Raw genomic sequence first — 12,295 nt, forward strand, 5'->3', positions numbered from 1 at the left:
CATTATCAACAAGTAATGTATTGTTGTGTTTTGCACGTAATTGTTGAACCAATGTGTACACTTTTGCTAAACCAAACTTTTGATCCACTGCGTCTGCCATGTAATCGTAAGGCATGATGTGCGCGTGGATATCTGTTGTACCCATGATCACTAGTTCGTGAGTAGTTGGTTCTGGTTTTGCTATTTTAGCAAAAGCTGTAGGAGTTCTTAAGCCTGGTCTTGTAAAGTAAGCTTCCAAGCTACCAGTTACTTCAATTAGTTCTCCAATAAGCTTTGGATTGGTTTTTAACCCATATTCTCCTCTAAAAGCAGTTGCAATTTGTACCGGTAATAACTTACTAACATCTCGCTCATTTGGATTATCGGCTAGAAGCAAGTTAAAGTCATCTTTAAATTCAGGTTCAAAATTATAAGAATTTGTACTAACTACATGCCCAACCACATAACCTCTAACTGTTTTTCCTGTTCCTGTATTATTCGCTATTGCTTGAGCAACAGTTAAATATGAGGAAACAGGTGGAGGTGGTACTGGACCGGTTTTTGTCTCAACAGTAATTCTTTGACCTTCTACATAGTCAATCGCACTAGTTTGTGCTTTTACGTAATCAACAACACTTTGCCATACCTTACCGTTTTCACTAACTACATCAGAACCTAAACCATAAAACGAAGTCCCATGCATGTAGTTGTTATAAGCTACTGTATAAACTGCATTCTTATCAAAGGCAGTTCCATCAGCTAGTGTCATTTCAATTCCGCTATATTTAGGAGTAGCTTCTCCACTTTCAACAAGTTTGTATTTCAATCCAGAAACTTGAAGATCGACGCGTTTGTGGTGATTAGATTGTGAAAGGATAACTTTTTCAATTTCTTCACCTTTTGCCTTTACTACGACAATCTCATTACCAAATTGATCTAAACTTTCAATTTGTTTGTCTGTAATATTACCAGCAGGAATTTCTCCATTTACAGATGAAGCATTTAAAATACCAATTTGAGCATTTCCTTTTACACGGATTGCATCAGTATAAAGATTTCCTAAACCAGTATCGGCTTTATCTTTATTTTGAGAGAATAAGCCATTTGTCGTTGAACCGATAACTGTTCCTGGCATTGGAGCATTTGTATCTACAACTACTTTAATACGTCCTTCAGTTCTATAATCGATTGCTTTTCCTTCAGCTGTTAATTTTTCAGCAAACTGAATCATAGAGTCTGTCATAAACCCTACTAGGCCTGCAGTAACCTCACCGACGAAATTATATCCTGAACCACCAGTTCCAATATAATCTCCAACAGCTACCTTGTAAGTTCCAGTTGGGTTAATTGGCTGACCCTCGATAAATAAATCTGCATCTAAATATCCACCAGCTGCATTCGTTTTGATTGTGTAATGCAACCCAGATGTTTGTAGGTCAATACGATTACGGTTAGATCTTGTGTAAGAGTAGTGGATAACATCCTTTAACGCTGCTCCAGTCATTTCAATGACCATAATTTCATTAGCAAAAGGCTCTACTGTATAGATATCACGTTTCGTGATATCTCCAGCCTTAATATCAGCACGAAGCCCGCCGCCGTTAGTTAGTGCAACGTCAGCTCCAGTAAAATCACGCATAGCGTCTGTCCAGAAGTTACCAAGGGGAACATCTGCATTTCCAGATCGACTTAGACCTGTATTTGAAAAACCAATTTTCACGCCAAGTAACTCTTCACTTTCAGCGTTATATTGGTCGATTAATGATTGAATTTCCGTGTCAGTTTCAGTTAGAGCTGCAACTGGCTGTAAATGACCATTTACACTTACTACATCTTTTGTGATTCTATCAATTTCTATTGTTAAGTTACCTACACTCGTAAGGTTACCACCTGTTTGAGCAATCGGAGTACCTGTATCCTTATTTGGTGCACTTAGTGCTGTATGAGAATGGGCACCAATAATAACATCAAATAAACCTGGGAAGTCCTGTGCTAGTTTACGATCATCAGAATAACCAATATGTGTTAATGCGATAAATACGTCAACTTCTTCTTTTAAATGTTTGTATTTGTTAACTGTAGCATTGTAAGGATGGAACTCAATTCCCACAACACCAGCTGGAGCAGTTGCTGGAGGAGTTTGTGTCAATGTTAAAATTCCAACAGTGAATTCGCCCATGCTCTTTTTAATAAAAGGCTCAGGTTGTTTAATAGGAATTGAAGAATTTACCACTTCCATGTTTGCACTTAACCATGGGAAATTTGATAATTCTTCATTAGCTGCAAAAGCTGTTTGTCCATAATCAAATTCATGATTACCAATAGTCATAGCATCAACATTCATTTTATTTAAGATTTCAACAATAGGTTTACCATGCTGTAAATCTACTACTGGATTTCCACTAAAGATATCCCCTGCATCTAGATAAAGAGAATATAGTGAATTGCTGCGTACTGAGTTTATGTAGGCTGCAGCTTTGCCTAACCCGTCAATCTTAGAGTGGATGTCATTTGTATGAAGTACTTTTAAAATATAATTATCGTTATCTGTTGCGGAAGCTTTTCCAACCGGAAAAACGAAGAACTGCGAGAATAAAAGGATAAAGACTAAGAACATTGAAACATGTCTTTTGTGCCTCTGGAATAACATATACTTCCTCCTAAATAATTAAATTTTACGACTATAACTACTTTAAAGCTTTTGGAAACTACTTTCCTCTCACTCTCCTCTAGAAGACTACTAATAAGAAAAGGGTAAACACATCCATATTTTTCTATATGTAGGAGGTCTAACCTTTAAAGTCTATCCGAGAAAATTATATCACAGTGTCTTATTTTTAAACACCTAAGATTTTGAAATTTCGACATAATTTTAACTTTTCTTTACAATTTCTTAAAAAAAGACTTGCATTATTAAATAGCCCCATGAACCCTTATACTATAAGGGTTTTTATCATAATTTTCTGTGTCTTACTTCTGCGTAAGTTGGAAAGTTTGGTAGATTCCGATACTGTAATTTTCAACGGGCATATTACACCTTCATTTCACTGTAAATTCACAGTTTGTGATGAGTAGGTATAGGCAAGATAACTTGCGTCAAACATCTAAATGAACGTTAGAAAGCCAATCCATCGTTGATGAACTGGCTTTTCGCTTAATTCCAAGGCAACTAATTATGAATATCTTGATTAGATGTTAACGTTAATTGCTTTTTTATATCCCTAGACTAAATATTAGTAGTAACATAACTAACCCGGGCGTTGAATTTAAGAGAACATCCATTAACCTTGACCCGCAATGAAATACTGGTTCAATTCATCACCAAAGCCAACAATAGTTTTCAGTAGCCACGAACAAAAGTATCGGTTGGATGATTTGAGTTTCGTATAGTTCAAAAAGAAAAGCAAACATATCAATCGAATAGACAAAACATGTCCCGCTTTCCTTGCGTAAAACTCCATTTCCTTACCTCCAAGTGATCAATTCAGAACATACAAGTGTCATTACTTATAAAGGTCAGCAGTACGATGCAATCATGCAAGTAGGTGGCATTGTTGATAATGGCAAAGCAAATGGTGAATATGTTATTTATCTTTTCGATTTAGATGACTATGAAAACGAGCTTTTTACTTTGGAAGGTGAATTCTCTAATATCACTTACGACCGTAACCTAAAAACAAATATCCAAGTTCTTATAGATACCAATCACAGCAACTAATGCTGGATTCAAAAAAGAGCATGAATTCATGCTCTTTTTCTAATATTTTTCGGGGTGTCACTGTGACAACAACAACCGTTTTTCAAAGTATTTGCTGCCGTTTTCTACTTTTTCCTCAAAGCCCATTTTTCTTAAATAATCTATATGCTCAACGGTTGATGAGTAGCTAATTAACCTTTTATATCCTTTGTCTAAAAAGAGACCTTTGCTGTCTTCGTAGATAAAGCTGCCAATTTTAAAATCTCGATATTCTGGAATAACAAAGTCAAGTACTACCTCTAGAGTGTTTTCATCGTGTTTAGAACCTAAAAACACACCTGCGGGCACCATGTTTCGTAAAACATAAAAGCTAACTTCGTATGTGTTTGCTTCTAACTTAGAAGGGTCTGCAAACTTTTTTAATCCTTCTTTATAGTAATTTAAAAAATGTTTAAGGTACTCGGAATCCTTTTCAATTGAGAGTATTTTAAAGTATTCTTTCTTAGCACTCCCACGATATATTTTCACAAGATAATATATATTAATAATGGCGATACCTAAGTTCATAAACCCTACCGGTAAAGCACCTATTAAAAATCCATATAGCGAAAATAAACTTGATCCTATTAAATTAATCCATCTAAGCTTAATAATTGAACTCATTAATAAAGAAATAAGCACAATAAGGGAAGCTAAATACCCTAACCATTCTAACCAATTAGCATCCATTTTCTTAAATCCCCTTTCAAATGTTAAAAAGCAATTTTTACATAGTATAAACTAAGTATAATTTATAGTAGTTTGTGAAGACCGTTAGACGTTCATACATCCTATATTAAATGATTATTCGTCTTGACTGACTATTTCGTCCTTGCAAGTAAGAAAGGTCTATCCAATGCAAAAAACATGCAACTCGCATGTTTCCCACATAAGCTTTGACATTTTTATCTTAAATCTTCTGGCATAAAAGCACCTGGAAGTAGCTCAGATACCGTTACTTCTTTTGTATCGCCTTTTAGGTTAGAAAGATAAATTTTCATATCTGGATTACATAATTCTGCGATCACTTGACGGCAAGCTCCACATGGTGGAACTGGACGTTCAGTGTCAGCAATCACTGCTAAAGCAGTAAATTCTGTTTTCCCTTCGGAATAAGCCTTAAACAATGCTGTTCTTTCACCGCAGTTGCACATGCTATATGCTGCATTTTCAATATTACAACCATGGATTATCTCTCCAGATTTAGTTAAGAGAGCTGCACCAACTTTAAATTTTGAGTAAGGAACATATGCCATCTCTCTTGCTTTTTTCGCTTCGTTAATAAGCATTTCTTTTTCCATTTTCATCACCCTCAGCGCCAAAAATATAGTAACTTGCCAAACTTTGGTTTACGTTGTGCTTTGCATTCATTTGCTAAAAATATTAATAATCCGATGTCGATGTCTCGCCGTTGACAATTGAAACTCCAGAACTAGCACCAATCCTAGTAGCCCCTGCATCGATCATTGCTTTTGCGTCCGCCAAGCTTCTCACTCCACCAGATGCTTTTACTCCGATTTCAGGTCCGACAGTTTTTCTCATTAATTCAATATCAGCAACAGTTGCTCCCCCAGTTGAAAAACCAGTCGACGTTTTCACGAAATCCGCTCCTGCTTTTACAGCCAAACGACAAGCACGTTCTTTTTCTTCGTCAGTTAAAAGACACGTTTCGATGATTACCTTTGTTAGTGCTTTTCCCTTTGCAGCTTCTACAACCGAAAGGATATCGTGCTCGACTAATTCATCATCCCCAGCTTTTAAAGCAGCCACATTAATAACCATATCGACCTCTGTTGCCCCTTTACGAATTGCATCAGTTGTCTCAAACGCTTTTGTTTCAGGGGTATTGGCACCTAATGGAAAACCAATAACGGTACAAACATCTACACCACTATCCTTAAGCAATTTTGCTGCCGTCTCCACCCATGTTGGATTTACACAAACAGATGCAAACTGAAATTGTTTGGCTTCTGAACATAACGTTTCAATTTGTTCCTTCGTTGTATCGGCTTTTAAAGCTGTATGATCAATCATCTTTGCAATATTCATAGATAATATCTCCCTTCTTTTATGACAAAATTTCTTGATAAATCAATACTGGAGCTTTTACTTCTTCATCAACGATTGAATACGCTCCTAAAATTCGTTTCGCTACATCTTCAACATCTTCTGAATTACTGTGTATGGTTACAAGCGACTCGCCTGCATGTACAAAGTCACCGACTTTTTTGTTTAACATTAGACCTACCGCTAAATCAATTACAGAGTCTTTTGTTGCACGTCCTGCTCCAAGAAGCATCGCTGCTACACCAATTTGATCGGCAATGATTTCTTTCACATAACCTGAATTTTTCGCTTTTACTTCGATCTTATAAGTTGCTGTTGGAAGTTTTGTTGGATCGTCTACAACCGATGCATCTCCACCTTGCGAAGCTAAAAACAACTTAAAGGTTTCTAACGCTTGACCATTTTCGATAACATCTAATAACATTTTCCTAGCCTCATGAACTGTATCGGCCTTTTTCGCCAAAACCACCATATGACTACCTAACGTTAAACACAATTGCTGTAAATCTTGAGGTCCCTTGCCTTGTAATGTATCAATCGCTTCTTTAACCTCTAATGCATTACCAACAGCTAATCCGAGAGGTTGACTCATATCAGAAATTACTGCCATCGTCTTACGACCAACGCCGTTACCAATACTGACCATTGCTTTAGCTAATTCAATCGATTCATCGAGGCTTTTCATAAACGCACCATTGCCTGTTTTCACATCTAGGACAATTGCATCAGCCCCTGATGCAATTTTTTTACTCATAATCGAACTTGCAATAAGCGGAATTGAATTCACTGTAGCAGTCACATCACGTAAACCATATAATTTTTTGTCTGCTGGTGTTAAATCCATACTCTGACCGATAACTGCAAGTTTGTTTTCATTGACAAGCTTAACAAACTCATCATTTGTGATTTCAACATGGAAGCCAGGAACCGCTTCAAGCTTGTCAATCGTACCACCTGTGTGACCTAATCCTCTACCAGACATTTTAGCCACAGGAACACCAACTGCTGCAACGAGTGGAGCAAGTACAAGTGTCGTTGTGTCACCAACCCCACCTGTACTATGTTTATCGACTTTCATACCATGGATCGCTGTTAAATCAATTTGATCTCCCGATTGAACGATTGCTTCTGTTAAAAAGACACGTTCAGCTTCCGTCATTCCTTGAAAATAAATGGCCATTGCTAAAGCCGATACTTGGTATTCTGGAATTTCTTCTTTCGTATACCCCTCGATAAAAAAGTTAATTTCAGCTTTTGTTAATTCATGTCCGTCGCGTTTCTTTTCAATAATATCTACCATTCTCATGCGCGAAGTCCCCCATTTAGTTTAAAATAACATTCCTGCAATCGATGCACTTAGCAGAGATGCTAACATACCTGCTAATACTGCTTTCACACCTAGTCTAGCAATGTCATGTCGTCGATTTGGAGCAAGGTTACCAAGCCCTCCAAGTAAAATACCCATTGATGAAACGTTCGCAAAACCACAAAGAGCAAAACTAATGACCACTACTGCTTTCGGTGAAAGCTCGGCAATTTGTGGGGCAAATGATGCGTATGCTACAAATTCATTTAAGATTAATTTCTGTCCGATAAAACCACCAGCTTGAACTGCTTCAGCCCATGGTACCCCGATCGCAAAAGCGATAGGCGCAAATAATACTCCAAGGATCATCTCCATTGTTAACCCTTCAAATCCGAACAAACTGCCAGCTGCTCCTAATAAACCATTTATCAATGCAATTAAGGCAATAAATGCAAGTAACATCGCACCAATGTTTAAAGCTAATTGAAGACCAGTGCTCGCTCCTCGTGCCGCTGCATCGATAACATTTGTTGATTCAGTATCTTTTTCTAGTTGTAAGTCGTCTGACGTCTGTGAACGTTCTGTTTCTGGTATCATGATCTTTGCGATGATTAACCCTGCTGGCGCTGCCATGAAACTCGCAGCTAATAAATACTCTAAAGGAACACCCAATAAAGAATATCCAATTAACACTGAACCTGCAACCGATGCCAATCCACCAGTCATAACTGCAAAAAGCTCTGAATTTGTCATTTTTGCTAAATAAGGTCTTACTACTAATGGTGCCTCTGTTTGTCCAACAAAAATGTTTGCCGCAGCTGAAAGTGACTCCGCTTTACTTGTTCCTAATAGCTTCGAAAGTCCTCCACCTAAAAACTTAATAACAATCTGCATAACACCTAAATAATAAAGAACTGAAATTAGCGCCGAGAAAAAGATAACGACCGGTAATACTTGAAAGGCAAAGATAAATCCTACATTATCTGCTACAAATACTCCACCAAATAAAAAGTTAATTCCTTCATTTGCGTAGTTAACGATTTCATTAACTCCTAATGCAAGTTGCTTTAGTTTTTCTTTTCCAAATTCCCACTTTAAAACGATGAACCCAAATAAAATCTGAATAGCTAATCCACCGAAAATTGTTCTCGGTTTAATTGCTTTACGATTACTTGAAAATAAGAATGCAATTAAGAATACTGTTGTAATACCAAAAATACCCCATAAAAAGTTCATGTTTAACACCTCAGATGTTTAATAGATTAATAGAAAAATTTGTTTGATCATGATCAGTACATTGATAATATAACAGAGCTCGGGAACATTTGTAAACGCTTTATTGAACATTTGTAAAAATATTTGATTAGAAGTTCATCCTTTCGACAAAAACCTACACCACACTTCATGAAAACTATAAAAAGTACTCCTGTTTCTTTACATTTGTAAAATGTTTTTTTTACAAATAATAAAAAAACTCACCATCTAGGTAAGTTTTTTATTGCTTATCAAGCAAAAACTTTGCAGTATATTGATCAGTTACAAGGACATTTGCATAGTTTCCTTTTAATGCCCCGTAAATCCCCTCAATTTTAGCAGCTCCACCAGCGACTAAGATCGAATGTTCTTTCTTTTTTAATTCATCAAGCTCGATGCCCAATGTACGAGCATTTAAGTGTTCGTTGCAAATATTCCCTTCTTTATCAAAAAAACGCGAGCAAATATCACCAACGGCACTAGATCTGATACTTTTTATATCTTCCTCTGTAAAATAGCCTAGTTTAAATAACAACGATTCAGACTTGATCGGTCCAATTGTATAAACAGCTATATTTGCTTGTTTGCCAAGTTCTAAAATTCGTTTAATATGGCGGTCTGCCTCCATGGCTTGCTTAACAACGACATGATCTACAATAGCTGGTAGCGGTAAATGTTGCGGCGCGGAGTCGAATGCCTTACCAAAAAGATACAAAATTTCATTCATATGAGTATTAGTTTCAGAATGACTAACTCCGCCTTTTAATTGAACAACTTTTACATCTTTTAATGCTTTTTTCTTTAACTCAACTGCTGTATGATACAGCGTCGTTCCCCAAGTAACGCCTACAATATCTCCATCCGTTACAATTTCATATAAGAAATTAGCGCAGGCTTCACCAATATACGTTTTAATGACATGATCTTCATATTGAGGGATCTGAGTAACAATTGCCTTTTTCAAATTGAACTTTTGTTCAAGTTTGTTAGCTATCTGTTCGACATCCTCAGTAGGATCAATAATTTTAATTTGAACAATCCCTTCTTCTTTTGCAGTTTGAAGAAGTCTTGATACGGTCGGCCTCGACACGCCTAATTCCTTAGCAATGTCACTTTGATTATAATCAAGTAAATAATAAAGTTTAGCTGCTTCAATTACTTTTAATAACTTGTCGTTTTCCATGATTACCACCTATTGGTTGAAATTATGTTCTATTGTACCAAAAATTTCGTTCAATTTCATAAAAGTAAGAGATATTATTAAAATTTTAAAGTAAATTGTAAAATTCGAGGTGTCACTGTGACGCTGTGACATCGACTAAATTCAAGCCCGCAATACCGAAAAGGAATAATCGCACCCCATTGGAGCATATCCCACGGCAACCACCCTCCAAAATTTGAACTGGCGTAAGAAATCATTAATAGATTACAAGCTAGCATATAGACCAATCTAATTAAAACATATATAGTGATTTATTTACCTTCGTCAAAATTACCATTGAAGGAGTGTAAATTAATAGAAAAATTGCTATAGCGCTTACTGTCACCCAAAAAGGCGATCAACTATTATTAATTGTTCGCAAAAAAAGCAGTAGTCAAACTTTGACTACTGCTCCTTTAAATTTAATATATCTTTATGTAAGTAAGGGCTTTTCTAAATTCCTCTCAACAACTACATCATATATCAAATTTAGTTCAATCTTCATTAATTCCGATAATAATCCCTGCTCGATATTCTGATTAATTTTTTGAAAGAAAGCTATTAGTAAATCGTCTGGTAACTTTCGATAAGATGTCATCAGTACTCCTCTATTCAGAAAAAGTCATTTTTTTTATAAGGTATGGCCACTATATTATTCTTTAGAAAATTGTATAGGCTTAACAAGTTGAATACAAACTTCCCTACCACTAGTAAAATACTTTATACTATGAATATTGTTAGTGTTTTTAGCTATTTCTAGTGTTTCTATAGACTCAGGTGAATATAGTCACATAAAGGCGGCAAAGTGATGAATAATATTGGTGAAAAAATTAAGCTGTTGAGACAAGAGAGTGGAATTACGCAGAAGCAACTATCTGATGGAATTTGTGATAGAACATTTATTTCTAAAATAGAAAAAGGGTTAGTTCATCCTAGCGCAGATATATTAAATAAGATTTGTAACAAATTAGATATCCCCCTTGATCAATTAGAATACTATCATTCAGAAGAAAACTATGAATATACTAAACTTTTAATAGCAGATATTAGAAGATCAGTTCAAAAAAGAGATTACGAGCGGGTCAATAGTCTAGTAAGTTCATCCATACATTCTCCTCACTATCAAGTAGGAATTATGAAACCCTTCTTGTTGTGGAATAAGGGGTTAGTTTTATTTTATTTAAATAAAGAGAATGATCGTGCAATTTCACTTCTACAAGACGCATTAGAACAGATCAAACAGGTACCTCATACCGATGCAAAAGAGATTTCAATTGAAATAACGTTAAGCTTAGCAATCCTTAGTATAGAAACCGGAAACCACCCGCAGGCTGAAGATTACTTTATTCAAGTGGAACAATTACTAAACAAAGCACGTAAACTTAGCATTGGAAGTTTACGAATTAAATTTTATTATAATATTTCTACATTCTACATTATGAAGTGTCAGTATGATAAGGGCTTGAAATTTACCCAGTTGGGCATTAAGGAAGGTAAGTCAATAAACAAGTTAGATTACTTAGGAGACCTCTATTACCATCAGGGTCTTTGTAAGTCCCTATTAAATATAAATGGTAATAAAGAAGATTTCGAAAATGCTTTAATGATCTTTAATATTCAGGAAAATCAAGTTCTCTATAATTATGTTAAGGAAAAAATGAAAAAATATATCTTGACCGAAAGTTAAAAGCATAGAAAAAACATAGCCGCCAACTCATGATACAGAGACTTGGCGGCTATTTTCCTTTTCCCAGAAGCCATACTCGTAGGGATTTTTAGGGCTGTCACAACGTCTGGATCGGGGTGTCACTGTGACAACCCCAATAACCCCGCTCCAACAATTCCAGCTTTTGTTCCCAGGGCGGCTGGTTTCAACAGGATATGTTCACGTAGACTTGGGTAGACATACGATCTAACACGGTCACAAAGCGAGTCAAATACCAACTCCTGTGATTGCATCACTCCGCCACCTAACACAAAAACCTCAGGATTAACCGTGTGCACAAGGTTAGCGATCCCCATCGCCAAATAATCAACCGCCTCATCCAATATTTTCCTAGCTCCATCGTGACCATCAGCTGCCATTCTAAACACTTCTTCCGCCCCACCAGTAACCCCTAGCCGTACTTTCCCCTCTCGACCAATTGCCGTTCCACTAGCCATCGCCTCTAATGCCCCCGCATTCAAATTAGAATGCTGAAAGCCACCTGGTTGAATAATCATATTGCCAATTTCGCCAGCATAGCCCTGAGCACCTTGAAACAACTTTCCATCTATCACAAGCCCACCACCAATTCCTGTACTCCAAGTAATGTAATAAACACTTTTGTGACCTTGACCTGCTCCCAACGTCGCCTCAGCAAGCGCTGCAGCATTCGCGTCATTATCTAGAACAATCGGCACTGAAAAATGTTCTCTCAACCGACCGACAAGTGGAACCCTATCCCATCCAGGTAGATTTGGCGGACTAAGAATTACCCCAGCATAAGGATCAAGCGGACCAGGGCTTCCAATCCCAATCGACGCTACATCAGTCCCCTCTTGAACTACATTAATCATTTCTATAAGATTACCAATGACAAAATCAGGCCCTCTACTCGCCTCTGTTTTTCGAGACAACTCCTGTAAAATCGTACCGTTCTCATCAACCAAGGCCACCCTAACATTCGTACCACCTAAATCCACACCAATCATTTGCTTTGCCATCGTACCACTCCTCTCCTTTATGTAATAAAAAGAGGAGTGCAACACT

Annotated in this window: 12 protein-coding genes; 2 read left to right on the top strand and 10 right to left on the bottom strand. The window is 36.8% G+C overall.

The window, feature by feature from the left end; all coding sequences use genetic code 11:
• The coding region (locus DS745_RS07105; RefSeq protein WP_129077582.1) for a 5'-nucleotidase C-terminal domain-containing protein at positions 1–2,629 on the bottom strand (2,629 nt) is incomplete at its 3' end.
• 631 nt (positions 2,630–3,260) lie between these two features.
• Positions 3,261–3,440 carry a VanZ family protein gene (locus tag DS745_RS25490; protein WP_196121210.1) on the bottom strand — a complete coding sequence of 60 codons (180 nt, stop codon included), beginning with the start codon at positions 3,438–3,440 and terminating at the stop codon, positions 3,261–3,263.
• Between DS745_RS25490 and DS745_RS07110 the strand changes: the two genes are divergently transcribed.
• On the top strand, positions 3,425–3,697 hold the full coding sequence (locus DS745_RS07110) for a hypothetical protein (RefSeq protein WP_129077583.1): 273 nt from the start codon (positions 3,425–3,427) through the stop codon (positions 3,695–3,697). The two genes, DS745_RS25490 and DS745_RS07110, sit on opposite strands and share 16 nt — an antisense overlap.
• Before the next feature lie 57 nt (positions 3,698–3,754).
• Here DS745_RS07110 and DS745_RS07115 read toward each other — a convergent pair whose 3' ends face one another.
• From DS745_RS07115 to DS745_RS24530, 7 genes are all read right to left on the bottom strand, one after another.
• Entirely contained in the window at positions 3,755–4,405 is a 651-nt protein-coding gene (locus DS745_RS07115; protein ID WP_129077584.1) for a BTB/POZ domain-containing protein, read from the bottom strand.
• A gap of 215 nt (positions 4,406–4,620) precedes the next feature.
• A complete protein-coding gene (locus tag DS745_RS07120) occupies positions 4,621–5,016 on the bottom strand; it encodes a cytidine deaminase (protein WP_129077585.1) in 396 nt (131 codons plus the stop codon).
• 82 nt (positions 5,017–5,098) lie between these two features.
• Complete coding sequence (gene deoC / locus DS745_RS07125; protein WP_129077586.1) at positions 5,099–5,764, bottom strand: deoxyribose-phosphate aldolase; 666 nt, start codon at positions 5,762–5,764, stop codon at positions 5,099–5,101.
• A 19-nt stretch (positions 5,765–5,783) separates the two neighbouring features.
• Positions 5,784–7,088: a pyrimidine-nucleoside phosphorylase gene (locus tag DS745_RS07130; protein ID WP_129077587.1), complete on the bottom strand. Its 1,305-nt coding sequence runs from the start codon at positions 7,086–7,088 to the stop codon at positions 5,784–5,786.
• A gap of 21 nt (positions 7,089–7,109) precedes the next feature.
• Entirely contained in the window at positions 7,110–8,324 is a 1,215-nt protein-coding gene (locus tag DS745_RS07135; RefSeq protein WP_129077588.1) for a NupC/NupG family nucleoside CNT transporter, read from the bottom strand.
• A 259-nt stretch (positions 8,325–8,583) separates the two neighbouring features.
• Positions 8,584–9,525, bottom strand: a complete 942-nt coding sequence (locus DS745_RS07140) for a sugar-binding transcriptional regulator (RefSeq protein ID WP_129077589.1) — start codon at positions 9,523–9,525, stop codon at positions 8,584–8,586.
• A gap of 451 nt (positions 9,526–9,976) precedes the next feature.
• Positions 9,977–10,141, bottom strand: a complete 165-nt coding sequence (locus DS745_RS24530; protein WP_161568197.1) for a hypothetical protein — start codon at positions 10,139–10,141, stop codon at positions 9,977–9,979.
• 210 nt (positions 10,142–10,351) lie between these two features.
• Here DS745_RS24530 and DS745_RS07145 point away from each other — a divergent pair, with 210 nt between their 5' ends.
• Positions 10,352–11,230, top strand: a complete 879-nt coding sequence (locus tag DS745_RS07145) for a helix-turn-helix domain-containing protein (protein ID WP_129077590.1) — start codon at positions 10,352–10,354, stop codon at positions 11,228–11,230.
• Between the two features lie 119 nt (positions 11,231–11,349).
• Here the strand turns inward: DS745_RS07145 and DS745_RS07150 are convergent, their stop codons facing one another.
• Positions 11,350–12,249, bottom strand: coding sequence for an ROK family protein (locus DS745_RS07150; RefSeq protein WP_241657749.1), 900 nt, complete (start codon positions 12,247–12,249; stop codon positions 11,350–11,352).
• Positions 12,250–12,295 lie beyond the last annotated feature (46 nt).

The sequence above is a fragment of the Anaerobacillus alkaliphilus genome, assembly GCF_004116265.1.
GTDB classification, from domain to species: domain Bacteria; phylum Bacillota; class Bacilli; order Bacillales; family Anaerobacillaceae; genus Anaerobacillus; species Anaerobacillus alkaliphilus.

What these genes read in the sequence shown, in the direction of transcription:
- DS745_RS24530 (WP_161568197.1), bottom strand. Translation starts at nt 10,141, where the DNA reads ATGACATCTTATCGAAAGTTACCAGACGATTTACTAATAGCTTTCTTT.
- deoC (WP_129077586.1), bottom strand. Translation starts at nt 5,764, where the DNA reads ATGAATATTGCAAAGATGATTGATCATACAGCTTTAAAAGCCGATACA.
- DS745_RS07140 (WP_129077589.1), bottom strand. Translation starts at nt 9,525, where the DNA reads ATGGAAAACGACAAGTTATTAAAAGTAATTGAAGCAGCTAAACTTTAT.
- DS745_RS07115 (WP_129077584.1), bottom strand. Translation starts at nt 4,405, where the DNA reads ATGGATGCTAATTGGTTAGAATGGTTAGGGTATTTAGCTTCCCTTATT.
- DS745_RS07150 (WP_241657749.1), bottom strand. Translation starts at nt 12,249, where the DNA reads ATGGCAAAGCAAATGATTGGTGTGGATTTAGGTGGTACGAATGTTAGG.
- DS745_RS07145 (WP_129077590.1), top strand. Translation starts at nt 10,352, where the DNA reads ATGAATAATATTGGTGAAAAAATTAAGCTGTTGAGACAAGAGAGTGGA.
- DS745_RS07135 (WP_129077588.1), bottom strand. Translation starts at nt 8,324, where the DNA reads ATGAACTTTTTATGGGGTATTTTTGGTATTACAACAGTATTCTTAATT.
- DS745_RS07120 (WP_129077585.1), bottom strand. Translation starts at nt 5,016, where the DNA reads ATGGAAAAAGAAATGCTTATTAACGAAGCGAAAAAAGCAAGAGAGATG.
- DS745_RS07130 (WP_129077587.1), bottom strand. Translation starts at nt 7,088, where the DNA reads ATGAGAATGGTAGATATTATTGAAAAGAAACGCGACGGACATGAATTA.
- DS745_RS25490 (WP_196121210.1), bottom strand. Translation starts at nt 3,440, where the DNA reads ATGGAGTTTTACGCAAGGAAAGCGGGACATGTTTTGTCTATTCGATTG.